This is a genomic window from Ensifer sp. R-19 (assembly GCF_049905105.1).
Classification (GTDB): Bacteria; Pseudomonadota; Alphaproteobacteria; order Rhizobiales; family Rhizobiaceae; genus Ensifer.
This window is the reverse complement of sequence record NZ_CP184569.1, coordinates 2622930-2646410: the sequence shown is the minus strand read 5'-3', so window position 1 is coordinate 2646410 and position 23481 is coordinate 2622930. Positions and strand designations below refer to the sequence as shown.

19 protein-coding genes and 1 tRNA gene are annotated in these 23481 nt (G+C 62.3%); 12 read left to right on the top strand and 8 right to left on the bottom strand.

Features of this window, described 5'->3' with window-relative positions:
* The first annotated feature begins 60 nt into the window (after positions 1-60).
* The 3 genes from ACN9MO_RS12965 to ACN9MO_RS12955 all read left to right on the top strand — a co-directional run bounded on the left by ACN9MO_RS12965 (position 61) and on the right by ACN9MO_RS12955 (position 2144).
* Positions 61-405, top strand: a complete 345-nt coding sequence (locus ACN9MO_RS12965; RefSeq protein ID WP_425985126.1) for a hypothetical protein — start codon at positions 61-63, stop codon at positions 403-405.
* A gap of 510 nt (positions 406-915) precedes the next feature.
* Positions 916-1593 (top strand): L,D-transpeptidase, encoded by a 678-nt coding sequence (locus ACN9MO_RS12960; protein WP_113132179.1) that lies wholly within the window; start codon positions 916-918, stop codon positions 1591-1593.
* Positions 1590-2144, top strand: coding sequence for an OmpA family protein (locus tag ACN9MO_RS12955; RefSeq protein WP_057249108.1), 555 nt, complete (start codon positions 1590-1592; stop codon positions 2142-2144). Before ACN9MO_RS12960 ends, ACN9MO_RS12955 begins: the two co-directional genes overlap by 4 nt.
* 523 nt (positions 2145-2667) lie before the next feature.
* Here ACN9MO_RS12955 and ACN9MO_RS12950 read toward each other — a convergent pair.
* From ACN9MO_RS12950 to xylF, 5 genes are all read right to left on the bottom strand, one after another.
* Positions 2668-3363 carry an alpha/beta fold hydrolase gene (locus ACN9MO_RS12950; RefSeq protein WP_058326424.1) on the bottom strand — a complete coding sequence of 232 codons (696 nt, stop codon included), beginning with the start codon at positions 3361-3363 and terminating at the stop codon, positions 2668-2670.
* A 423-nt stretch (positions 3364-3786) separates the two neighbouring features.
* Positions 3787-3863: transfer RNA gene (locus tag ACN9MO_RS12945), tRNA-Arg, on the bottom strand.
* Positions 3864-4058: 195 nt separating this feature from the next.
* Complete coding sequence (locus ACN9MO_RS12940) at positions 4059-4844, bottom strand: ATP-binding cassette domain-containing protein (RefSeq protein ID WP_034793927.1); 786 nt, start codon at positions 4842-4844, stop codon at positions 4059-4061.
* Positions 4845-4856: 12 nt separating this feature from the next.
* The gene (locus ACN9MO_RS12935) at positions 4857-6182 is read right to left on the bottom strand and encodes a sugar ABC transporter permease (protein WP_057249109.1); all 1326 of its coding nucleotides are present in this window, start codon (positions 6180-6182) and stop codon (positions 4857-4859) included.
* Positions 6183-6409: 227 nt separating this feature from the next.
* A complete protein-coding gene (xylF, locus tag ACN9MO_RS12930; RefSeq protein WP_057249110.1) occupies positions 6410-7447 on the bottom strand; it encodes a D-xylose ABC transporter substrate-binding protein in 1038 nt (345 codons plus the stop codon).
* Between the two features lie 346 nt (positions 7448-7793).
* On the opposite strand from xylF, the gene ACN9MO_RS12925 reads away from it, so the two are divergent.
* Complete coding sequence (locus ACN9MO_RS12925; protein ID WP_058320819.1) at positions 7794-9008, top strand: ROK family transcriptional regulator; 1215 nt, start codon at positions 7794-7796, stop codon at positions 9006-9008.
* A 129-nt stretch (positions 9009-9137) separates the two neighbouring features.
* Positions 9138-11498 (top strand): EAL domain-containing protein, encoded by a 2361-nt coding sequence (locus ACN9MO_RS12920; protein WP_113132205.1) that lies wholly within the window; start codon positions 9138-9140, stop codon positions 11496-11498.
* 98 nt (positions 11499-11596) lie between these two features.
* On the opposite strand, the gene iolG is transcribed toward ACN9MO_RS12920, so the two are convergent.
* The gene (gene iolG, locus ACN9MO_RS12915) at positions 11597-12589 is read right to left on the bottom strand and encodes an inositol 2-dehydrogenase (RefSeq protein WP_113132206.1); all 993 of its coding nucleotides are present in this window, start codon (positions 12587-12589) and stop codon (positions 11597-11599) included.
* 337 nt (positions 12590-12926) lie between these two features.
* On the opposite strand from iolG, the gene ACN9MO_RS12910 reads away from it, so the two are divergent.
* Positions 12927-13181: a hypothetical protein gene (locus ACN9MO_RS12910; protein ID WP_057249114.1), complete on the top strand. Its 255-nt coding sequence runs from the start codon at positions 12927-12929 to the stop codon at positions 13179-13181.
* Positions 13182-13184: 3 nt separating this feature from the next.
* Here ACN9MO_RS12910 and ACN9MO_RS12905 read toward each other — a convergent pair whose 3' ends face one another.
* Both ACN9MO_RS12905 and ACN9MO_RS12900 read right to left on the bottom strand, forming a co-directional pair.
* The gene (locus ACN9MO_RS12905) at positions 13185-13634 is read right to left on the bottom strand and encodes a hypothetical protein (RefSeq protein ID WP_113132207.1); all 450 of its coding nucleotides are present in this window, start codon (positions 13632-13634) and stop codon (positions 13185-13187) included.
* 97 nt (positions 13635-13731) lie between these two features.
* Complete coding sequence (locus ACN9MO_RS12900; protein ID WP_058320822.1) at positions 13732-14712, bottom strand: LysR family transcriptional regulator; 981 nt, start codon at positions 14710-14712, stop codon at positions 13732-13734.
* Between the two features lie 284 nt (positions 14713-14996).
* Here ACN9MO_RS12900 and chvE point away from each other — a divergent pair, with 284 nt between their 5' ends.
* From chvE to araD, 6 genes are all read left to right on the top strand, one after another.
* The gene (chvE, locus tag ACN9MO_RS12895; protein ID WP_057249117.1) at positions 14997-16064 is read left to right on the top strand and encodes a multiple monosaccharide ABC transporter substrate-binding protein; all 1068 of its coding nucleotides are present in this window, start codon (positions 14997-14999) and stop codon (positions 16062-16064) included.
* Between the two features lie 98 nt (positions 16065-16162).
* Positions 16163-17698: a multiple monosaccharide ABC transporter ATP-binding protein gene (gene mmsA, locus ACN9MO_RS12890; protein WP_057249118.1), complete on the top strand. Its 1536-nt coding sequence runs from the start codon at positions 16163-16165 to the stop codon at positions 17696-17698.
* Positions 17698-18906, top strand: a complete 1209-nt coding sequence (mmsB, locus tag ACN9MO_RS12885; RefSeq protein WP_058326419.1) for a multiple monosaccharide ABC transporter permease — start codon at positions 17698-17700, stop codon at positions 18904-18906. The genes mmsA and mmsB overlap by 1 nt, the downstream gene beginning before the upstream one ends.
* Before the next feature lie 170 nt (positions 18907-19076).
* Positions 19077-20072 (top strand): AraD1 family protein, encoded by a 996-nt coding sequence (gene araD1 / locus ACN9MO_RS12880; RefSeq protein ID WP_113132208.1) that lies wholly within the window; start codon positions 19077-19079, stop codon positions 20070-20072.
* Between the two features lie 66 nt (positions 20073-20138).
* Positions 20139-21572: an aldehyde dehydrogenase family protein gene (locus ACN9MO_RS12875; protein ID WP_425985112.1), complete on the top strand. Its 1434-nt coding sequence runs from the start codon at positions 20139-20141 to the stop codon at positions 21570-21572.
* A 53-nt stretch (positions 21573-21625) separates the two neighbouring features.
* A complete protein-coding gene (araD, locus tag ACN9MO_RS12870; RefSeq protein ID WP_112994308.1) occupies positions 21626-23371 on the top strand; it encodes an L-arabinonate dehydratase in 1746 nt (581 codons plus the stop codon).
* Positions 23372-23481: the final 110 nt, after the last annotated feature.

Genomic DNA, 23481 nt, shown 5'->3' with positions numbered 1-23481 from the left:
GAGCTTGGCGTCACCATCCTTTCCGACGGACACCTTATCTATACCGGGTTGGGGGGATCGATGGTGCGCATACGCTCTACGAATATGTCCAAATCTCTGACACTGCTGCTGGTTGCGGCCAGCGCTCAAGCTTTCGGATCCGTTGCCCTCGCGGAGGGTAATCTGTTCGATCAGTTTCCGTTCGCTGTCGCCTGCGAATACAAGGGCACGCAGCATGCCTTTTACCTGTCGAAGGTAACGGCCGATGGCACGGCGACCTACTTGGCCTCGGACAACTTCGCCGGGACGATTACCCTGGGCGGAGGGGCAAAGGCCGTAGGCACCGAACAGGGCGGAAGCTGCCTCGGCAAGACGGTCGAAGAGCTGAGAGAATCGGGCCAGGCGCGGGACATCAGGGCCAACTAAAGCGCGTCGCGATCTTTCAGATTCGCTCCTTGCGCTTCAAGTTTTTGATATTTCGCGTGTCGTTATCGCAAAACCGCTGCGCACTTTTGCGCGACAGGCTTTAGGACCGCACTCGCCAACGAGCCTGTTGCAGGTGACGTGATCGACAACCGCTGCCTTGGTTCCCAAGATGCCGCGAGGGTATGTTCGCCCAAATGTCGTCACCCAATGTTGTCAAATTCGACAATAACCAATGTGCCATTGTTGCGACTACTGAGAAGAGCCAATCGATTATGGCGCTTCGCAAGCGTCACTTGCCGGTGTTGCTCACGGGGGCGATCGATCCGGCGATAGACCCTATCCCCTAGACCTGCAGAGCAGGCAAAATCGCGTGATAGTCTGCAACTATCGGCGAAACGCTTCTTGCAAAACAGTCATTGAAAGAATCGGTGCCTGATAATTTTCCGTTGTGGCAAATGAAAAATCTGATTTACTGCGGCTCGCTGCTTGGCTTTTCGGGGGATATTGCCGATGGAATGCACCCGCAGGGATATTATGCTTGGTGGTTTGGCGCTGCTTAGCGCAGGCGCAGCCCAGAAACCGGCCTTCGCTGCCGGGGCGTCCTATTTTTCCGACCCCGCAGTCGATAATGGCGTGACCTACCGAAGCACGAATTTCGCCAAGATCGACAGGAAATGGCAGCGTCAGGTCGTCAAGTATTTCAGCACCGAGCCGATCGGCACGGTCGTCGTCGATACCCGGCACCATTTTCTCTACCTGATCATGGAGAACAAGACAGCTATCCGCTATGGCGTCGGCGTCGGGCGCGAGGGCTTCAAATGGTATGGCCGCGCTACGATCGACCGCAAATCGCTCTGGCCGCGCTGGACGCCGCCGCCGGAAATGCGCGAGCGTCACCCCGAACTGCCTGAGTTCGTCGAGGGGGGCTCGCCGAAGAACCCGCTTGGCCCGCGCGCCATGTACCTGCTTCGTGATGGCGTCGATACCGGCTATCGCTTCCACGGTACGCTGGAGCCGGGCAGCATCGGCAAGGATGCTTCCAGCGGCTGCATCCGCATGTTCAACGAGGACGCGATCGATCTTTATCAGCGGTGCCCCATCGGCACCGCCGTGCAAGTCCTGCCGCACATTGCCGACAAGGCCCCCGAGGTCAGCCAAGCAACCCCGGTCGCAACCCAGGTCGAATGAGGAATACCACCCCGATGCCCGCTACGCCCGGATATACGAGGCTGCTTTCTGCTGCGGCCATTCTGCTGACGCTGACCGCCTGCAACACCACCGAGATTGCCGCGGTCGAAGAACCGACCGTGGTGCCGATGACCGGAAAAACCGACGATCCGGCGCCCGGCTTCGAGACTGTCTCGGCCGGCAGCGAAGAGGATTTCATCCTCAATGTCGGCCGCCGGACCTATTTCACCCAGGACTCGGCCACGCTCGATCCCGTCGCCAAGGCAACCTTGGACAAGCAGGCCATCTGGCTCAACAGCAACCCGCGCTGGCTCGTCAAGCTGCAGGGCTTTTCCGACGACAGCGGCTCCGCATCGAAGATGGCCACGTTGTCGCAGCAGCGCGCCGATGCAGCGATGGCCTATCTCGCCTCGAAGGGCGTGGACCCAAACCGCATGTGGGCCAAGGGGTATGGAAACGACCGCGAGGTGCGCGACTGCACGGAGCGCTCCTGCAAGGTACAGAACCGCCGCGTCGTCTCCAATCTGCGCACGGAGCGCGACGCGATTTGATCGCGCGTCGCCTCGGCGTCTCTTGGCCAGCCGAAATCGGACCCTTCGCGTTCATGGCAGAGGCTTGAGGAACAGGTGGGCCGTTCGCTATTGAACGGCAGTTGCCTGCGACCAGACCACCATCCATTGCCCGTCTCTGCATTCATACGTGTCCGTGTGCCAGTAGGCACTGAGCGGCACTTTGTGCCCGCCGAAGATCACTTCAAGCTGCGCGCAATAGCGGATCACGGCGAGTCTCCGTGCACCCGCACGGCGATCGTTTCGGGCTCCCAATGCAGGTAGTTGATGTGTCCGACTGCGATCGACACAGCGTCGCGATACCCCTTCAACGAAGTCCGCCGTAGGTGATCGTACCCGTTGCGTCCCAGTATTCGCACGCGGCGGGAACGTCGCCTTGCCGATGCGTGCGCGAGACTAACCTCGCCAGCCTCACCATCGATCCAGTCGCCAACAGCGCCGTCATTCGACGGCGCCCGCTTGACTGGTCCAGAGCGTATCAATCGAACGGAACGGCAGGCAGACATTATCCGGCCGATTGCTGCACCCTGTCGGCGGCCTCGCGGATCACCTCGTAGACGCGGCGGGGTTGAGACAGCATCGGGACGTGGCTAGAGGCCAGTTCCGTCACCTTTGCATTCATGCGCTTGGCGAGGAAGCGTTGCAGGTCGGGCTGAACTGTCCGGTCTTCGGTACCGACGATGTAGTATGTCGGCTTTGTTTTCCACGCCGCACCCGGAACGGGTTGATCGAACAGGTCTGCCAGTGGCCCCATCTGCGTGGCCCAGACGAGCCTCTGTTCTGCTTCAGGCAGATCGCCGGCGAATTCCGGGATCCCCGAAGGACGAAGAAACAGCCGGCCGTCCGCCACCTCGATATGCTGGAAGACGGGGGCCTGGGGGAATTTTGTCTGGTCGGCCGCCGTCGTTTCACCGTTCTCCGGCGCCAGCGCGCAGATATAGACGAGCGCCTTGACGCGATCATCGGTGCCCGAAGCGGTGATGACGGTACCTCCATAGGAATGTCCGACCAGAACAACCGGACCGCGCACACGGCCCAGCGACGTGCGAACTGCCGCGGCGTCGTCGGCGACGGTATTCAAGTGGTTTTGCGTCGCGATCACTTCGTAGCCGTCGGCAACCAGCAGTTCGATGACCTTGCTGAAACAGGATCCGTCGGCCCAGAGGCCATGTGCGAAGACAATGCTGGGTTTGTTGGGCATGCCACACCTCCAGGGGAAGCAACTTTCCCGAACGACATCCGTATGTTCGGCCGGCGGGTCAGGAAAGGGCGGACGAACTTCCTGCTGGAAGCTCGGTCGCCGAGTTTAAGCCGCTGCCGGTGTTTTTCAAACTTGCTATGTCGGGCGAAGCGCGTCTTTCGCCTGCGGCGGGCCCTACAGCGCCACGCGTCTTACTGACGCGCAAAGGTCGCTGTAGCACTTTGAATTGCTGCATGTTTTTGTCCTTCAATCGGCTACGATTAAAGGAAACATGCAGTAGGCCCTTGAATAGAACAGGCGCGAAGCGCTCAGGAAGAGCAGAGTAACGCCCTTCGCCGCCGAACATCGCCTTTCATGCGACAACGAATTTTGTCAGATGGCCTGCGCGTAGCCGATCGCGAGAAGTCGTAAATTCGGCAAAAATGGCGCACCCGACAGGATTCGAACCTGTGACCTTTGGAATCGGAATCCAACACTCTATCCAGCTGAGCTACGGGTGCATCCGTTGGCGGCAGGGCCGCCGAAGCAGGCTGTGAGCGGTTCATAGCTTAGCTTTGGCGCCGCATCAATGGTGAAAAGGCGGAGTTCGCAGGGGAATTTGTGGTTGCTGCTGAAAATGCAACTGCTTGCCCTGCTTCTGCCGGTCGACAAAAAGGGCTCGGCGGCGGGCGTGAGGCGCGCCGCCGAGTATTGGTTCATGCCACCTGCATGGCGCCGGGGCCGGGGATCGCCTTTGGCGGCACCTTGCCCATGATGATCATGCCGAGCACCTCGTCCTTGGTCACGTCCTCGGTGCGGGCCTGGCCGACGACCTGGCCGTTCTTCATCACCGATACACGGTCGGCGAGGTCGAAGACGTCGTGGATGTCGTGGCTGATCAGGAAGATGCCGATGCCTTCGCGCTTCAGTTGCTTGATGAGGTCACCGACCTGGGCGGTTTCCTGTGGCCCGAGCGCTGCCGTCGGCTCGTCCATGATCAGGATGCGGGCGTCGAAGAGGATCGCGCGCGCGATCGCCACCGATTGCCGCTGGCCGCCGGAAAGCGCCTTCACCGGTTCCTTGAAGCGCTGGAAGTTGGGATTGAGGCGCCCCATGACTTCGCGGGCCTTGGCCTCCATCGCCACGTCGTCGAGCGTGCCCCAGGGGGTCCTGAGCTCGCGACCGAGATAGAGATTGGCGGCGGCATCGACATTGTCGGCGACGGCGAGCGTCTGGTAGATCGTCTCGATACCGTATTTCTTGGCGTCGCGCGGGTTGTTGATGTCCGCAGCCTCGCCATTGATCAGGATCTCGCCGGCATCGCGCTTGTAGGCGCCGGAGAGGATCTTGATCAGGGTCGACTTGCCGGCGCCGTTGTGGCCGAGCAGCGCCACGACTTCGCCGGGGTAGAGATCGACGGAGGCGTTGTCCACCGCGTGGATGCCGCCGAAGGAGATGGAAATGTTCTTCATTTCCACGAGCGGAGTGCGTTGGTCTTTCATGGATCGTACTCCTTACTTGGCGCGGGCGCGGTAGATGGTGTCGAGCCAGACGGCGACGACGAGAACCACGCCGACGACGATGCGCTGGAACGGACTGTCGATCCCCAGGAGCACCATGCCCGACTGTAGTGATTGCATGACGAGCGCGCCGATCATGGCGCCGGCAATCGTGCCGACGCCGCCGGCAAGCGAGGTGCCGCCGATGACCGCGGCGGCGATCGTATAGAGCTCGTCGAGCTCGCCCTGCGCATTGGTCGCCGCATTGAGGCGGGCGGTCGAGATTGCCGCGGCGATGGCGCACAGTATGCCCATCAGCGTGAAGATCTTGACGGTGACCCAGCGCGTCTTGATGCCGGCAAGTTCGGCTGCTTCCGGGTTGCCGCCGAGCGCGAATACGTAGCGGCCGAAGCGCAGCCGTGTGGCGATGAAGGTCATGACGATGCCGACGGCGATGGCGACGAGAACCGGAATGGCGATGCCGTGCGAGATCTGCAGTCCGCCTTCCGGCCAGGCGATGCCGTTGGCGTCGGCATATTTGCGGGCGATGTTGGTCGGCCAGTAGTAGCTATTGGCGACGGTGATTGCGCCCAGCACCAGGATACAACCGAGGATCGCCAGGAAGTACTCCGCCCAGACCGGGCGCAGCGGGAAGCGGAAGCGCTTGCGCTGCTTTCGCGAATTGAGGATGGCAGCGACGATGGCGATGCAGGCGAGGATGCCGACGATCCAGCTTGCCGTTGCGCCGATCGAGCCTTCTGTGCCGCCGCCCATCAGGCGGAAGGTGGTATTCATCGGCGCAACCGTCTGGCCGCTGGTCACGAACCAGGTGGCGCCGCGCCAGACGAGCAGGCCGCCGAGCGTGACGATGAAGGCGGGCACGTTGAGGAAGGCGACGATCGAGCCCTGGAGGGCGCCGATGGCGGCACCGACGGCGATGCCGCTCAAAAGCGTGATGATCCAGATGGCCGGATGTTCCAGGCCGAGATACTGCGGCAGGAATTTTACCTGCATGACGCCCATGACCATACCGCAGAAGCCCAGCACGGAGCCGACGGAAAGGTCGATGTTGCGGGTGACGATGATCAGCACCATGCCGGTCGCCATCACGGCGACGGAAGACGTCTGGACCGTCAGGTTCCACAGGTTGCGCGGCGTCAGGAACAGGCCGCCGGTCATGATCTGAAAGCCGATCCAGATGATGACGAGCGCGCCGACCATGCCGAGCAGCCGGGTGTCGATTTCGGTGGCGCGGAAGAAGCGCTTCACCGGGTTTTCGTCCGCTGTGCGGGCGCGGTTTGCTTGTGCGCCCTGCGTATTGCCTTGTGTGATGTCGGCCATGGACGTGCCTTCCCCCACTTTTTGTGTTGATGTCGTCGCGTCAGGTGGCACCAAGAGCCGGGATCGACGCGACAAGTCCGGTGCGACGGCAGAGATCGAGCGTTTTCGTTGAGCTGCGCTGGTTGTGCATCTGGCATTGTCCGCCCGGCACACACCTTGCGCAAGCGCCGCAACGGGTTGCGTTGCGGCGCTTGTCTGACGTCAGCGCTCAGTTCTGCTGATGCGGTTTATTTGCAGGCCGCGACGTCGCCCTTGACGCCCTGGCAGGCTTCTTCCTTGGAGATCCAGCCTGCGTCGATCACGACGTTCAGGTTGTCCTTGGTGATCGGCAGCGGTGCGAGGAAGACCGACTGCATGGCCACACCCTTCGGTCCGCCGTTGAAGGTGGTGACGCCGGCGACTTCTTCCATCTTCTTGCCGCCGGCAAGTTCGACGGCGACTTCTGCGGCGCGCTTGCCGAGTTCACGGCTATCCTTCCAGACCGAAACGGTCTGCGTGCCCAAGGCAACGCGGTTCAGCGCCGCCTTGTCGGCGTCCTGGCCGGAGACCGGGACCGAGCCTGCGAGGCCTTGCGCATCGAGGGCAGCGATGGCGCCGCCGGCGGTGCCGTCGTTGGAGGCGACGACCGCATCGACCTTGTTGTCGTTGGCGGTCAGGAACTGCTCCATGTTCTTCTGGGCGTTTTCAGGCTTCCAGCCATCCGTGTAGGCTTCGCCGACATTCTTGATCTTGCCGGCATCGACGGCTTCCTTCAGCACTTCCATCTGTCCGGAGAAGAGGAAGTCGGCGTTCGGGTCAGCCGAAGAACCCTTGATGAAGACGTAGTTGCCTTCCGGCTTCACCTTGAACACTTCGCGGGCCTGCATGCGGCCGACTTCCTTGTTGTCGAAGGTGATGTAGAAGGCGGCCGGGTTTTCGATCAGGCGGTCGTAGCCGACGACCGGGATGCCTTCGGCAGCGGCCTTTTCGATCGCCGGGCCGATGGCGTCGCTGTCCTGGGCAAGCACGATCAGTGCATTGGCGCCCTGGGCGATCAGCGACTCGATGTCGGTCAACTGCTTGGCGGCCGACGACTGTGCGTCAGCGGAGATGTACTTGTCGCCGGAGGCTTCGAGTGCGGCCTTGATCGCGGCTTCGTCGGTTTTCCAGCGCTCTTCCTGGAAGTTGGACCAGGACACGCCGACGACCAGGTCCTTTGCCTGGGCAACGGAATGCAGGGAAACGATGACGGCAACACCTGCCATCAGCTTCAAAACGGATTTCATTTCATCCTCCCGAGTGAGGGCCGGCTGAGCGTGCGAACCTCCCGCACATCCTCCGCCAGCCTTGGAACGCTGTCGTAGATCGTGCCGCTACACCGTGCGGAATTATTTTCTCGACAGTCGAGAAAATGAATGTCATGGATTTTTGAGGCTGTCAACACGGCGTGAATGCGGTGGTTGCGGCATCAACAAGGTGCTTAGCGAGCGGTCGCGTCCGTTGTTTCTCGGCCGCCGATAAAATCCGTGCCACAAGGCTGTCGACAAGGCGTCCGGCGCCTTGTCTTGCCGTTCAACAGATGCTTTGGGAGGGGCATGTGTTCGAAGGATCCGCCACTGACAGGGACGTCTCATGCTGACCAAGTCCAGCACTGAGCTCGTGCGTCAGCAAAACAGCGCGCTGGTCCTTGCGGCGCTCAGGCGTGCCGGCAATCTCTCCCATACGGAAATTTCTGCTGATACGGGGCTTGCCTCGGCGACCGTTTCCGCGATCACGGCGGAGCTGGAAAAGGCGGGGGTGCTCGCCAAGGCCGAGCACCAGGTGCAGGGTGGGCGAGGGCGGCCGCGTGTGCTCTTCACACCGCGGCGCGACTACGGCCATCTCGTGGTCGTCAGGATCTCCTCCGACATCGTGCAATATTCGCTGATCGATTACGGCGGCACGCTTCTCGACCGCTTCGACGAATCGCGAAACCACGACGAGCGCGGCACGGTCCCTTTCGCCCGCGCATTCGTGGATGCGCTCGAACGTCTGCTGCAGCGCTCAAGGCTGGAGCGGGATCGCGTGCTCGCCGTTTCGATCAGCAGCAAGGGGCTGGTCGACAGCGACACGGCGCGGCTTTTGTGGTCGCCGGTCTTCGGTCGGGAAGAGCTGGATTTCGCTGCACTGCTTGCGCCGCAATGGCGCGCGAAAGTCATGCTCAGCAATGAGACGCTGCTGGTTGCGCAGGCGCTCGCAGCGCAAGCCGAACGGAAGCCGGAAGGTGGGTTCAGGGCGCTTGCGGCGATCTCTCTCGGCCACAGCATCGGCCTTGGCGTTGCCCGCAAGAGCCAGAGCGGCGAGATGGATGTCAGCGCGCCGAATTTCGGCCACATGCTGCACGCGCCGTCGGCGGGCCTTTGCCGTTGCGGCGCCTATGGCTGCATCGAGGCGGCAGCCGGGTTCTATGGGATTCTGCGTGCCGCCTTCGAGGTGCCGGCGGATACCATCCCCGCCAAGTTCGTTCCCGTCGCCGAGCTCGACAAGATCGCGGCCAGCGCGCGGCAGGGACATCGCATGGCCGGCTACGCGTTCCGCCAGGCGGGCATTGCGCTCGGCAACGGCATCTCGCGCATGCTGAGCCTTTACGAGCGCATGCCTGTCCACGTCACCGGGCCTGGCATCCGATACTTCGATCTCATGCTGCCGGGGATCGAAGAAGGACTTGCCCAGTCCATGCAGGTCCGCCTCCAGGGCGCTCCCGAAATATCGGTCGCGCCCGACGAGCAACGCCTCGTCTTCGAGGGGCATCTGGAGCGGGCGCTGGGCGCGATCGACGGCGATATTACCGCCACCGGCGTTTCCTGATGCACGGTTGAAGTGCATCGCCTGACGCAACCTTTTTTGGGGTTGTATCGAAGGTGAGCACCTCTAGTAATGCAATTTACAGTTATTTAGCGACTCCTTGTCAATGTGGCGGTGACGCGGGAGACACTCATGTTTTCAGTGATTGCATGCATACGTGATGACCATGACTGGCGCCTTATCGTGGCCGCCGCGATCGTCTGCCTGGCGGGCAGTGTCGCAACGATGTTGCTGCTGCTGCGCGCCCGGCGAAGCGAAGGTAGCCAGCGCAGCCTCTGGATCGCGGCCAGCGGTTTTGCCTGCGGTGTCGGTGTCTGGTCGACGCATTTCATCGCCATGCTGGCCTATGATGGTGGTGTGCCGGTTGCTTACGGCCTCTGGGGCACCGCTCTGTCGGTGGTCGTCGCCATAGCCGCGTCGTGGGTCGCCTTTGCAATCGGCCTCGGTGGTGGTTCACGTCTCTCGATGTCCTGCGGTGGCTTCGTGCTTGGCGCCGGCGTCGCGGCGATGCATTTCACCGGCATGCAGGCGATCGAGATCCACGGGCACATAAGCTACGATCCGCAAGCGACTGTTTCGGCGCTCGTCGTGGGAACGCTGCTGGCGGGTGCCGCGCTTCATGCTTTTCATGCCTTGCGCAGCATGCGGCGGCTGGTCGTCTCCTCCTTGCTGCTGGTGCTGGCAATCTGCACCATGCACTTCACGTCGATGAGCGGCGTGACGCTCATGCCGGAGGCCAATGTGGCTGTCGCCGGCACCATTCATCCCGCCTGGCTCGCCGGCGGGGTCATCGCAGCCTCCACGACATTGATCGTGCTCGCCTTCGGCGCCCTCTTCGTCGATCGGCAGCTGACCGATCTCAGAGGGCTCGCCAACGCCTCGCTCGAAGGCATGGCGATCGTTTTCGATGGCGTCATCGTCGAAGCCAACGAGCGCTTCTCCGGCCTCACCGGTCGGACGTTTTCCGATCTGTCCGGGCGCCGCCCGTCGGAGATCTTCGTCTTCGGCGAGGAAGGGCTCGAGGGACACAGGCGCGGGGATGGTCCCGGCGAGATCGATCTTCTCAACGCCGATGGGCGCACCATTCCGGTGGAATTCATGTGCCGGACGATCGAGTATCGTGGCCGCGAATGCGAAGTGATCTTCGTGCGCGACTTGAGGGCACGGAAGGAAGCCGAGCGCACGATCGAGCATCTGGCCCATCATGATGCGCTCACCGATTTGCCGAACCGCGCCTTCTTCGACCGCAGGCTGGCCCAGACGCTGGCGGCGGCCTCTGCGCGGGGCGAAGAGTTGGCGATCCTCTGCCTCGACCTCGACCGCTTCAAGGCAGTCAACGATATCTTCGGCCACGGCGAAGGCGACCGCATCCTGAAGAAGGTTGCCGATATCCTGCGCCAGGCTGCCGGAGAGCACGACACGGTCGCCCGGCTCGGCGGTGACGAGTTCGCAATCATCCACGTGGGCGGCAAGCGGCCGGTGGCGGCGCGCCAATTGACGGACCGCATCCTGGCGCTGTTTGCCGCGGAAATGGATACCAATCGCGATCCGACCGCCGTCGGCGTCAGCATTGGTGCTGCGCTCTATCCGGTCGACGGGCAGACGGCAGATCAGTTGCGCAACAATGCCGACACGGCACTCTACCGCGCCAAGCAGAGCGGCAAGGGCATCGCCTGCTTCTTCGACCGGGGAATGGATGAGGCGGTTCGCACCCGCCGGCAGATCGAGAACGACCTGCGCCATGCGGTGCTTCGCCGCCAGTTCTTTCTAGAATACCAGCCGCTGGTCGAAGTCCAGAGCGACAGGATCATCGGCTACGAGGCATTGCTGCGCTGGAACCATCCGCAGCGCGGGCTGATCGGCCCTGACGTGTTCATCCCGATCGCGGAGGAAAGCGGCTCGATCATCCAGATCGGCGAGTGGGTGCTGGAACAGGCCTGCACGGAAGCGGCAAAATGGAACGAGCCGCTGCCGATTTCCGTCAATATCTCGCCGGTCCAGTTCCTTCTGCCCAATCTCTTCGACCAGGTCGCGAGCATATTGCGTCGGACCGGCCTTGATCCCTGGCGGCTGGAGCTCGAAATCACCGAGGCGGCGCTGATGCACAATCGCGAGGATGTGCTGGCGGTGCTGGTTCGCCTGCGCGTCCTCGGCGTCCGGATCGTCATGGACGACTTCGGCACCGGACATTCTTCGCTGAGCAACCTGCAGACCTTCCCCTTCGACAAGCTGAAGATTGATTGCAGCTTCACCGCCGCCCTCGAAAGGGACCCTTCCGCACAGGCGATCGTCCGCGCCATCATCGCGCTCGGCCATAGCCTCAGGCTCGCGGTCGTGACCGAAGGCGTCGAAACCGAACGGCAGAGGCAGATCCTGGCGGAGGAGGGCTGCCTGCAGATCCAAGGTTATCTCTCCGGCCGACCGGGCGCTGCGCCCAGCACTGGCCGGGAAGCGCCGCGATGGGAGAAGATGCCGGTGTGCGCCGAGGGCTGAGGCACCTGCGCGGATGCCGGTTTGCCAGAGTGGTGGCATGAAAAAAGCCGGGCGTGTGGCGCCCGGCCTTTCCATTTGATGTGTTACCGGCCGTAGCCTCAGGCGACGCTGATCTGACGCTTCTCGATAACCGACTTCACGGCGGCGTCGGCGAGCGCCAATGCGGCGAGACCATCCTTGCCCGACGGCGTGATTTCCGCACCCTTTTCGATCGCGGCGATGAAGCTCTCGATCTCGTTGGCATAGGCTTCGGTGTAGCGCGTCATGAAGAAGTCGTGCAGCGGCGGGCGGGTGTAGCCTTCGCCATTGGCGATCTCGATCGAGACCGGACGCTGGTTTTCAGCCGAGACGACGCCCTTCGAGCCGTGCACCTCGATGCGCTGGTCGTAGCCATAGGTGGCGCGGCGGGAGTTGGAGATGATCGCCTGCTTGCCGGAAGCCGTCTGCAGGATGACCGAGACGCTGTCATAGTCGCCGGCTTCGCCGATCGCCTTGTCGACGAGAACGGCGGCGGTTGCCGTCACGGAGACCGGCTCCTCGCCGAGCAGGAAGCGGGCCATGTCGAAGTCATGGATCGTCATGTCGCGGAAGATACCGCCCGAACGCTTGATGTAATCGACCGGCGGGGCGCCCGGATCGCGCGAGGTGATGGTCACCATTTCCACGTCGCCGATCTTGCCGGCGTCGATCGCCTTTTTGACGGCCATGAAATGCGGGTCGAAGCGGCGGTTGAAGCCGACCATCAGCTTGGCCTTGGTTTCGCCCACCACCTTGAGGCAGGCCTTGACGCGCTCGGCATCCAGATCGACAGGCTTTTCGCAGAAGATCGCCTTGCCGGCGCGCGCGAAACGCTCGATCAGGTCGGCGTGGGTGTCGGTCGGGGTGCAGATGACGACGGCGTCGATGTCGTCAGCCTTTTCGATCGCCTCGATGGTGCGCACATCGCAGCCATATTGCTTGGCGATGGTTTCGGCGGCGGCAGGGAAGGCGTCGGCAACGGCGACGAGCACGGCATCCGGATTGCCGCTGACGGCTTTCGCGTGAACCTTGCCGATGCGTCCGGCGCCCAGAAGACCAAATCTGACTGTCATCTCAGTTTCTCTCGAATTCCGGCTCGCGACCGGGAAGGGGCGTGATGATCGGCGCTCATCGCGCAAAGGCGCCGCGGAACACTGATTCCGCGAATCGATCGGAGAATTGCCACGAAAAATCGCGTGTTGGAACGCTGCGCCGGCGCCTCTCCCTTGGTACCTCCGCACCCAGTCGGCCCGTCCATTCATTTGGAATGAAGTAGCCGACGTGGGTCATTTCGGAATTTTTATTCCATTTTAGTTGCGTCCGTCAAGGGGCGTGAGGACCGCTGGACTTGCTGTCTTCAATGAATATCCCGTAAATGGGGCGCACATGATAAGGCCACCAGAGGACAGAATGCTCAAGTTCATCGACCCGGACCACCCCTTTTACCGCCCGCTATGGGTCCGCCTGCTGATCGTGGCCTTCTGCGCCGTCTGGACGGTGGTCGAGTTCCTGGGCGAACAGGCGATGTGGGGCATGATCTTCCTGGCCATGACGGCCTATGCCTCGGCAGCGCTGCTGGTCTTCTATAAGCCGAGCGAGAAGAGCGTGGATAAAGCCGCGGACGAAGAGCAGGGCAAGAGCGACGGGGACGGCGCCGCGGGCTGACGATCACGCCGCCGGGTTGATTGCGCGTATCTGCTGCGAGGCTTCGTCGATCAGCATGTTGGCGAGTTTCATGCGCACGGTCGCATTGGCGCGGAAAGCGGCCGGCAGCCGGTCTGGATGGTTCAGGGCGGCGAAGGCACGCCGCTTTGCCGCGAGCGTCATTTGTGTTTCGCCGTCGGCAAGCGCCAGCTCCGCAGCAACCTCGACAAGGCTGGTGCGATCGAGATAGTCGGGCATGACCGGCGGAGGCGGCGGCTCGACGAAAGAGGCGTCGCGATAGGCGCGCTCGACCGCGCCGAAGGAGGCCGCGCCGACGCTTTCGGCCGAAAGAGCGCTGGCAAACACCGGCGCGTACGGCGTCGTGACACGGGACGCTTCGGCCGGATCCGGCTCGCTTTCCTCTTCCGTCTTCAGTCGCTCGAGCACCGACTGAAACACCGACATTCCGAACATGATGCCTCCAATTGGAAGGAAACCATGACAGCCGGAGGTTATCCCGGGCTGATCACATGATCATGCCCGGGCTGATCACTTGATCATGCCGGGCTGATCACGCACGGCCCTGCTTCAGGATGAGATCGTAGAGCAGCTTGGCGCTCGGCGGCAGCGCGCGGCCCTCGGCGGTGATCAGCCCATAGGGCTTGATGCGGATCGGGATTTCGGTCTTGAGGATGCGGATCTCGCCGGCCGGTGTGCCGTTGCCGGCAATCAGGTTGGCGACGTCGAGCGCCACCGGCGCGATCGCATTGGTGTGGCGCACGATCGACAGCGTCAGGATGATCGAAGAGGTGTTGATGACGGTCGCCGGCAATCTCACGCCGGCCGCCACGAAACTATCCTCGACGGCGCGCCTGAGCAGCGTGCCCGGCGGCTGGAACACCCAGTCGTAGGAGGGCAGATCCTCGGCGCCGACCACAGGTTTGTCGAGCAGCGGATGGCCGTCGCGCACGATCAGGCAGACTTCTTCAAACCCGATCTCCACCATGTTGAAGAGCCGCGGCGGCTGGTCGTCGGGGATGCGCCCGATGATGAAATCGTGGCGCGCGGCAAGCAACTCCCTTGCCAGAACGTTGCTGTTTTCGATCTGGACGTTGATCTCGATGCCGGGATAGGCGGTGATCACCTGGCGAATGGCGGGGACGGCGAGATTGAGCGCCGGGCCGGTGACGGAACCCAGAGAGACCGAGCCGCCGCTGCCCGTCTTGAGCTCGTTGATCTCGCGCGAGGCTTCTCGAAGCTCCAGAAAGATCGTGCGCGCCCGCCGTGCCAGCGCTTCGCCGTAAGGCGTCAGTTCGACGCCACGGGCAATGCGTTCGCAGACCGGCGCCTTCAGCATCGTCTCGATTTCCGACAGCATACGCGAGGCTGCCGGCTGCGAAGTCCCGAGGGCTTCCGCGGCGGCGCTGATGCGCCTGTGGTCGTCAATTGCAAGAATCAGCCGGAGGTGGCTGATCTTCAAGCCGGAGCGAAAGAGTGCTGAATCGAAGAGTTCGCCGGCCGTCCCGGTGGCGCTTGCCTTCTGGTCACGCATTTCCAACCCCTGTGGTTTTTTTGGTTTTCAAATATTTTCAAAAATCACACTGTTCGCACGTGCTATAACAATTTTGGTATGCGTTCAAAGTAATATTGTATTTGACAGTTATATGTTTTGATTCCAGTTTTTGCTCATGTGCCAGCGCATGTAGGAGCATGCGAGGCGGGGAGGCCTCTCCTTCACCTTGATCCGCGGCCGGAGACGAGATCCCGGTCCGCGGATTGCTGCGCATAGACGGAAAGGCTCTGCCTGCCGGCTTCAACTTTTTTGGGAGAGAACTGATGAAATTGATGACTTCGCTTCTCGCAGCCGCTGCGATTTCGATCGCGTCCTTCGCTGCGCCCGTATTTGCGCAGGACAAGGGCACGGTCGGCATTTCCATGCCGACGAAGACGTCGACCCGCTGGATTTCCGACGGCGAGACGATGGAGAAGCTGTTCAAGGAAGCCGGCTACACCCCGGACCTGCAGTTCGCTGACGACGACATCCCGAACCAGCTCGCCCAGATCGAGAACATGGTGACCAAGGGTGCCAAGGTTCTGGTCATCGGCGCCATCGACGGCACGACGCTCTCCGACATCCTGCAGAAGGCCCATGACGCCGGCGTCAAGGTTATCGCCTATGACCGTCTGATCCGTGACTCTGGCAATGTCGACTACTACGCCACCTTCGACAACTTCCAGGTTGGCGTGCAGCAGGCGACGTCGCTGGTGCAGGGCCTCAAGCTCGATGGCGCAACCGAGCCCAAGAACATCGAGCTCTTCGGTGGTTCGCCTGACGACAACAACGCCTTCTTCTTCTACGACGGCGCGATGTCAGTTCTGCAGCCGCTGATCGACAGCGGCAAGATCGTCGTCAAGTCCGGCCAGAAGGGCATGGACCAGGTCGGCACGCTGCGTTGGGACGGTGCTGTCGCCCAGGCCCGCATGGAAAACCTGCTGTCGTCGAACTACACCGACGCCAAGGTCGATGGCGTGCTTTCGCCCTATGACGGCCTCTCGATCGGTATCATCTCGGCGCTGAAGGGCGTCGGCTACGGCTCGGGCGACATGCCGATGCCGGTTGTCACCGGCCAGGACGCCGAGCTGCCGTCGGTCAAGTCGATCCTTGCCGGCGAACAGTATTCGTCGATCTTCAAGGACACGCGCGAACTCGCCAAGGTAACGGTCGGCATGGTCAACGCGATCATGGAAGGCAAGGAGCCTGAGGTGAACGACACCAAGACCTATGAAAATGGCGTCAAGGTCGTTCCGTCCTACCTGCTGAAGCCGGTTGCCGTCGACAAGTCCAACGTCAAGGACGTGCTCGTCAGCTCGGGCTACTACACCGAAGACCAGATCAACAACTGATCTTTTTCAACGGGAAGGGCCCGTGCAAGCGCGCGGGCCCTTTTATCCAGAAGACGGAGCCGGTACTCTCTCGCAGACTGCCGCTGGAATGACTGAACATGGACAATATCATTCTTGAAATGCGGGGCATCACCAAGACGTTCCCGGGCGTCAAGGCGCTGGACAATGTCAGCTTCAAGGTCCGCGAAGGCGAGATCCACGCGCTCGTCGGCGAAAACGGCGCCGGCAAGTCGACGCTGATGAAGGTGTTGAGCGGCGTCTATCCCGCCGGCACCTATGAAGGCGAGATCCACTACGGTGGCGAAGCGCGTCGCTTCTCGACGATCTCCGACAGCGAAGACCTTGGCATCATCATCATCCACCAGGAACTGGCGCTGGTGCCGCTGCTGTCGATCGCCGAGAACATCTTCCTCGGCAACGAGATCGCCAGCAACGGCGTGATCCACTGGCCGCAGACCTTTGCCCGCACCCAGGAGCTCCTGAAGAAGGTGGGCCTCAGCGAGAGCCCGGCAACGCTCATCACCGACATCGGCGTCGGCAAGCAGCAACTGGTCGAGATCGCCAAGGCGCTTTCGAAGAAGGTGCGGCTCTTGATCCTCGACGAGCCGACCGCCTCGCTCAACGAAACCGATTCCGATGCGCTTTTGAAGCTCCTGATGGAGTTTCGCACGCAGGGAATGACCTCGATCATCATCTCGCACAAGCTGAACGAGATCCGCAAAGTCGCCGACCAGATTACCATCCTGCGCGATGGCGGAACCGTCGAAACGCTCGACTGTCAGACCGAAGATGTCGGCGAGGACCGGATTATCAAAGGCATGGTCGGCCGCGCCATGGAAGACCGCTACCCGCCGCGCGAGCCCAAGATCGGCGAGACGCTGCTGGAAGTGAAGAACTGGAACGTCTTTCACCAGCACCACCGCGACCGGCAGTTCCTGCACGACGTCAATTTCACCGTGCGCGCCGGCGAAGTGGTCGGCATTGCCGGGCTGATGGGGGCAGGGCGCACCGAGACGGCGATGAGCATCTTCGGCAAGTCCTGGGGCCACAAGATCACCGGCGACGTGACGATGCGCGGCAAGCCCGTCGATGTCAGCACGATTCCGCGGGCGATCGATGCGGGTCTCGCTTACGTCACCGAAGACCGCAAGCAGCTCGGCCTCGTGCTGATCAACAACATCAAGGAGAACACGACACTCTCCAACCTGAAGGCGGTTGCCGCGAACGGCGTCATCGACGACCGCAAGGAAGCGAAGGTCGCCTCCGACTATCGCTCGAAGCTGCGCATCCGTTCGCACTCGATCTATCAGGAAACGGTCAACCTCTCGGGCGGCAACCAGCAGAAGGTCGTGCTGTCCAAATGGCTGTTCACCAATCCGGAAGTTCTCATTCTCGACGAGCCGACACGCGGCATCGATATCGGCGCGAAGTATGAGATCTACACCATCATCAACCAGCTTGCCGCCGAGGGTAAAGGCATCCTGATGATCTCATCGGAAATGCCGGAGCTGCTTGGAACCTGCGATCGCATCTACGTCATGAACGAGGGCCGCATCGTCGCCGAGCTCTCGAAGGCGGAAGCGAGCCAGGAATCCATCATGCGTGCCATCATGCGTTCAGGGGAGAAACACTAATGGTCGCCGATACGAGCACCCAAAACAACAAGCCCTCGATCGGGGACTATCTCAAGAACAACATCCGCGAATACGGCCTGCTCGTCGCGCTCGTGGTGATCATGCTGTTCTTCCAGTTCGTGACCAACGGCGTGCTGTTCAAGCCGGTCAACATCACCAACCTGGTGCTGCAGAACTCGTTCATCGTCATCATGGCGCTCGGCATGCTCTTGATCATCGTCGCCGGCCATATCGACCTGTCGGTCGGCTCGATCGTCGCCTTCATCGGCGCGATCTCGGCGATCATGCTGGTCAAATGGGGGCTGCCCGCCTTTGTCGTTATCCCGGCCTGTCTGATCGTCGGCGGCATCATGGGGGCGGCCCAGGGCTATTGGGTTGCGTACCAGAAGATTCCGTCCTTCATCGTCACGCTTGCCGGCATGCTGGTGTTCCGCGGGCTCACCTATGTGGTGCTCGGCGGACGTCCGATCGGCCCGTTCCCGAAGGAGTTCCAGCTGCTTTCGACGGGCTTCGTTCCGGATTTCCTCTATTTCCTCAACCCGGCGCCCGAGACCATTCAGAACATGGTGGCGCTCGTCGCCGTCATAGCTCTGGTCGGCTACGCGATCTATGCGGGCATTCGCGACCGCAAGATCAACGAACAGCACGGCACGGAGAACGAGCCATTCGTCTTCTTCGCCGTACAGATGGCGGTCATTGCCGTCGTTGCGTTGTTCATCGGCTTCCAGCTTGCGACCTATCGCGGCCTGCCGAACGTGCTGATCGCCATGGCCGTGCTGATCGCGCTCTATACCTTCATCACAACGCGCTCGACCATCGGTCGCCGCATCTACGCCATGGGCGGCAACGTCAAGGCGACCAAGCTCTCGGGCATCAACACCGAACGGCTCACCTTCTACACCTTCGTCAACATGGGCGTGCTTGCGGCACTGGCCGGCATGATCATCACCGCCCGCCTCAACTCGGCAACGCCGAAGGCCGGCGTCGGCTTCGAACTCGACGTTATTGCCGCCTGCTTCATCGGCGGCGCCTCGGCGTCCGGCGGCGTCGGCAAGATCATCGGCGCGGTGATCGGCGCCTTCATCATGGGCGTGATGAACAACGGCATGTCGATCATGGGTATCGGCATCGATTACCAGCAGCTGATCAAGGGCCTCGTGCTCCTCGCTGCCGTGTTCTTCGATGTCTACAACAAGAACAAGGGTTGAGCCGAAAGCCATAAGACCCGACGCGAACCAGTAACATTCACCGGCAGCCGCGGCTGCCAGGATCGGCGGATTGGCCCGCCGGAATTGGGTGGCGAAAGCCAGCCACGGGGACGCTTTTGCCTTGAGAAGGCGAAGACCGCGACCCGAACGACGACAGGAAGGACAGGATCGTGCTGATTTCGCAGATCACGAACGAAGACGGATCGATAACGGTTGCGGTGCGTTTGCCCGGTGAAACCGCGCGTGCGGTCAATGGTGCTGCAAGCGTCTACGCTCTGGCGATGGAAGCGGCCAATGCCGGGCGCAGCCTGAAGGAGACGATCGAGACCAAGGGGCTTGGCGCCGCCGTCGACCTCGACAAGGCCTATGCGGAGGGACGTTTCCTGCCGCCGATCACCCATCCGGATCCGGCGCATCTGCACCTGACCGGCACGGGCCTCACCCATCTTGGTTCGGCCGCAACCCGCGACGCCATGCACAAGAAGACGAGCGAGGCGGCCGAGGAAACCCTGACGGACTCGATGAAGATGTTCCGCATGGGGCTCGAAGGCGGCAAGCCGAAGGCCGGCGAGACCGGCGCGCAGCCGGAGTGGTTCTACAAGGGCAACGGCACCTCCGCCGTGGCGCCAGGTTCGGCACTCATTTCGCCCGCCTTTGCCGAGGATGGCGGCGAGGAGCCGGAAATGGCCGGCATCTACGTGATCTCCGACACGGGCGTTCCGTTCCGTATTGGTTTCGCCGTCGCCAACGAGTTTTCCGACCACAAGACCGAGCGGGTCAACTATCTCTGGCTGGCGCACTCGAAGCTGCGCCAGGCGAGCTTCGGCCCGGAAATCCGCATCGGAGTTGCGCCTGAGGATATCCGCGGCATGTCGCGCATCCTGCGCGGCGGCAAGGTGCTGTGGGAGAAGCCGTTCCTGTCAGGCGAATCCAACATGTCGCACAGTTTTGCCAATCTTGAGCATCACCATTTCAAATACGGCCTGTTCCGCCAGCCGGGCGACGTCCATGTGCACATGTTCGGCACGGCGACGCTGTCCTTCGGCGACGGCATTCGCACAGAAGAAGGTGACGTGTTCGAGATCGAGGCTCATGGTTTCGGCCTTCCGCTTCGCAACACGCTAGCGATCGCTGCGGAAGAACAGGTCGCCATTCGCCAGCTCTGACACATCTCCTAAGCGCACCGTTCGCGAGGGACGGTCATGCGCGTTTATGAGGGAGGCTCGAAGCCTATGACATTGTACCAGAACCTGATTGCCGGCGAGTGGGTCGGCGGTGACGGGGTTGCCAACATCAACCCGTCCGACACCAATGACGTTGTGGGCGAATATGCCCGTGCGTCTGCCGACGATGCCCGCGCCGCGATCGCCGCTGCCAAGGCTGCGTTTCCGGCCTGGTCGCACTCCGGCATCCTCGAGCGCCACGCGATCCTGAGGAAGACCGCCGACGAGATCTTCGCGCGCAAGGACGAGCTCGGAAGGCTGTTGTCGCGCGAGGAAGGCAAGACGCTGGTCGAAGGCATCGGCGAGACGGTGCGTGCCGGCCAGATCTTCGACTTCTTCGCCGGCGAATGCCTGCGACTGGCGGGCGAAGTTCTGCCGTCGGCGCGACCCAATATCGGCGTCGAGATCACCCGCGAGCCGGTCGGCGTCGTCGGCATCATCACGCCCTGGAACTTCCCGATCGCCATCCCCGCCTGGAAGATCGCGCCGGCGCTTTGTTACGGCAACACCGTCGTCTTCAAGCCGGCCGAACTGGTGCCCGGCAGTTCCTGGGCCATCGTCGACATCCTCCATCGCGCCGGCCTGCCGAAGGGTGTCCTGAACCTCGTCATGGGCAAGGGCTCGGTCGTCGGCCAGGCGATGCTCGACAGCCCCGATATCCACGCCATCACCTTCACCGGCTCGACCGGCACCGGCAAACGGGTGGCGCTCGCCTCGGTCGAGCACAATCGCAAATACCAGCTGGAGATGGGCGGCAAGAACCCCTTCGTCGTGCTCGACGATGCCGATCTGTCGGTGGCGGTCGAAGCGGCGGTCAACTCCGCCTTCTTCTCCACCGGCCAGCGCTGCACCGCCTCCTCGCGCATCATCGTCACCGAGGGCATCCACGATCGCTTCGTGGCCGCCATGGGCGAACGGATGAAGGGGCTGACGATCGATGATGCGCTCAAGGCCGGCACCCATATCGGCCCGGTGGTCGATGAGAGCCAGCTCAACCAGGACACCGACTACATCGCCATCGGCAAACAGGAGGGCGCGAAGCTCGCCTTCGGCGGCGAGCTCCTGAAGCGCGACACGCCCGGCTTCTACCTGCAGCCAGCGCTGTTCACCGAGGCGACCAATCAGATGCGGATTTCGCGGGAAGAAATCTTCGGGCCGGTCGCGTCCGTCATCCGCGTCCGCGATTACGACGAGGCGCTCACTGTGGCCAACGACACCCCCTTCGGCCTGTCCTCGGGCATCGCCACCACCAGCCTCAAGCATGCGACCCATTTCAAGCGCAATGCCGAGGCCGGCATGGTCATGGTCAACCTGCCGACGGCCGGCGTCGATTTCCACGTGCCCTTCGGCGGCCGCAAGGGCTCGTCCCATGGCTCGCGCGAGCAGGGCCGCTACGCCGCCGAGTTCTACACAACCGTCAAGACGGCCTACACGCTCGCTTAACGGGCGCCGTCACAGGCCCGCGTGACTGCGCGGGCCGCCTAAGGAAGGATAAGATGAAGAAGAAAGCTGAATGGCCGCGCAAGCTGCGTTCGCAGGATTGGTTCGGCGGCACCGGCAAAAATGCCATCATGCACCGCTCCTGGATGAAGAACCAGGGCCTGCCGGCGGACACGTTCGATGGTCGACCGATCATCGGCATCTGTAACACCTGGTCGGAACTGACGCCGTGCAATGCGCATCTGCGTGATCTCGCCGAGCGGGTGAAGCGTGGCGTCTATGAGGCCGGCGGTTTCCCGGTCGAGTTTCCGGTGTTCTCCGTCGGCGAGAGCACGCTACGTCCGACGGCGATGATGTTCCGCAACCTTGCAGCGATGGACGTCGAAGAGGCGATCCGCGGCAATCCGGTCGATGGCGTCGTGCTGCTCGGCGGCTGCGACAAGACCACGCCGAGCCTGCTGATGGGGGCTGCCAGCGTCGATATCCCGGTTATTCTCGTCTCCGGCGGCCCGATGCTGAACGGCAAATGGCGCGGCAAGGATGTCGGCTCGGGCACGGCGATCTGGCAGTTCTCCGAGATGGTGAAGTCCGGCGAGATGTCGCTGGCGGAATTCATGGATGCGGAGCAGGGCATGGCCCGTTCGGCCGGAAGCTGCATGACCATGGGCACGGCTTCCACCATGGCCTCGATGGCCGAAGCGCTCGGCATGACGCTGCCCGGTAATGCCGCGATCCCCGCGGTCGACGCACGCCGGCGAGTGATCTCGCAGCTCTCCGGCCGCCGCATCGTCGACATGGTCAAGGAAGATCTGAAGCCGTCTGACATCCTGACGAAGCAGGCCTTCGAGAATGCCATCCGCGTCAACGGCGCCGTCGGCGGCTCGACCAATGCGGTGCTGCACCTCTTGGCGCTCGCCGGCCGCATCGGCGTCGATCTCAGCCTCGACGACTGGGATCGCCTCGGCCGTGACGTCCCGACGATCGTCAATCTGCAGCCGTCGGGCAAATACCTGATGGAGGAGTTCTACTACGCCGGCGGTCTCCCGGTCGTGATCAAGGCGGTCGGCGAAATGGGTCTCCTGCACAAGGATGCCTTGACCGTCACCGGCGACACGATCTGGAACGACGTCAAGGACGTCACCAACTACAATGACGACGTCATCGTGCCGCGCGAAAAGGCCTTGACGCAGTCGGGCGGTATCGCCGTGCTGCGCGGCAATCTGGCGCCCAAGGGCTGCGTGTTGAAGCCATCGGCCGCCTCGCCGCATCTGATGCAGCACAAGGGCCGCGCCGTGGTCTTCGAGAGCATCGAGGACTATCACGCCCGCATCAACCGCGACGATCTCGACATCGACGAGACCTGCGTGATGGTGCTGAAATATTGTGGCCCGAAGGGTTATCCGGGCATGGCCGAGGTCGGCAATATGGGCCTGCCGCCGAAGGTGCTGAAGAAGGGCATCACCGATATGATCCGCATTTCCGATGCGCGCATGTCCGGCACGGCCTATGGCACGGTCATCCTGCATACCGCACCGGAAGCGGCCGATGGTGGCCCGCTGGCGCTGGTCGAGAACGGAGACATGATCGCCGTCGACGTGCCGGCCCGCACCATTCACCTCGACATTTCGGACGAGGAACTCGCCCGTCGTCGTGCGGCCTGGGTGTCGCCAGTCAAGCCACTAGCCGGCGGCTATGGCGGTCTCTACGTCAAGACGGTCATGCAAGCCGATACGGGGGCGGATCTCGACTTCCTTGTCGGCCCGCGCGGCTCGGAAATCCCTATGAACCGCGACAGCCACTGACTTTTCTGTTTGCTGGCGTGCAATGCCGCACCGCTCGTCGGTGCGGCATTTCCATTCGCGCTCCGGCCAGTCGTTTCAAAAAGAAGCGCAATCTTTGCACGTCTTCGGTT

Excerpts from the sequence above, each read along its gene's own strand:
- ACN9MO_RS12960 (WP_113132179.1), top strand. The coding sequence starts at position 916 with ATGGAATGCACCCGCAGGGATATTATGCTTGGTGGTTTGGCGCTGCTT.
- iolG (WP_113132206.1), bottom strand. The coding sequence starts at position 12,589 with ATGACAGTCAGATTTGGTCTTCTGGGCGCCGGACGCATCGGCAAGGTT.
- xylF (WP_057249110.1), bottom strand. The coding sequence starts at position 7,447 with ATGAAATCCGTTTTGAAGCTGATGGCAGGTGTTGCCGTCATCGTTTCC.
- chvE (WP_057249117.1), top strand. The coding sequence starts at position 14,997 with ATGAAATTGATGACTTCGCTTCTCGCAGCCGCTGCGATTTCGATCGCG.
- ACN9MO_RS12965 (WP_425985126.1), top strand. The coding sequence starts at position 61 with ATGGTGCGCATACGCTCTACGAATATGTCCAAATCTCTGACACTGCTG.
- ACN9MO_RS12950 (WP_058326424.1), bottom strand. The coding sequence starts at position 3,363 with ATGCCCAACAAACCCAGCATTGTCTTCGCACATGGCCTCTGGGCCGAC.
- ACN9MO_RS12910 (WP_057249114.1), top strand. The coding sequence starts at position 12,927 with ATGCTCAAGTTCATCGACCCGGACCACCCCTTTTACCGCCCGCTATGG.
- ACN9MO_RS12900 (WP_058320822.1), bottom strand. The coding sequence starts at position 14,712 with ATGCGTGACCAGAAGGCAAGCGCCACCGGGACGGCCGGCGAACTCTTC.
- ACN9MO_RS12925 (WP_058320819.1), top strand. The coding sequence starts at position 7,794 with ATGCTGACCAAGTCCAGCACTGAGCTCGTGCGTCAGCAAAACAGCGCG.
- ACN9MO_RS12875 (WP_425985112.1), top strand. The coding sequence starts at position 20,139 with ATGACATTGTACCAGAACCTGATTGCCGGCGAGTGGGTCGGCGGTGAC.
- araD (WP_112994308.1), top strand. The coding sequence starts at position 21,626 with ATGAAGAAGAAAGCTGAATGGCCGCGCAAGCTGCGTTCGCAGGATTGG.
- ACN9MO_RS12935 (WP_057249109.1), bottom strand. The coding sequence starts at position 6,182 with ATGGCCGACATCACACAAGGCAATACGCAGGGCGCACAAGCAAACCGC.
- mmsB (WP_058326419.1), top strand. The coding sequence starts at position 17,698 with ATGGTCGCCGATACGAGCACCCAAAACAACAAGCCCTCGATCGGGGAC.
- mmsA (WP_057249118.1), top strand. The coding sequence starts at position 16,163 with ATGGACAATATCATTCTTGAAATGCGGGGCATCACCAAGACGTTCCCG.
- ACN9MO_RS12940 (WP_034793927.1), bottom strand. The coding sequence starts at position 4,844 with ATGAAAGACCAACGCACTCCGCTCGTGGAAATGAAGAACATTTCCATC.
- ACN9MO_RS12955 (WP_057249108.1), top strand. The coding sequence starts at position 1,590 with ATGAGGAATACCACCCCGATGCCCGCTACGCCCGGATATACGAGGCTG.
- ACN9MO_RS12920 (WP_113132205.1), top strand. The coding sequence starts at position 9,138 with ATGTTTTCAGTGATTGCATGCATACGTGATGACCATGACTGGCGCCTT.
- ACN9MO_RS12905 (WP_113132207.1), bottom strand. The coding sequence starts at position 13,634 with ATGTTCGGAATGTCGGTGTTTCAGTCGGTGCTCGAGCGACTGAAGACG.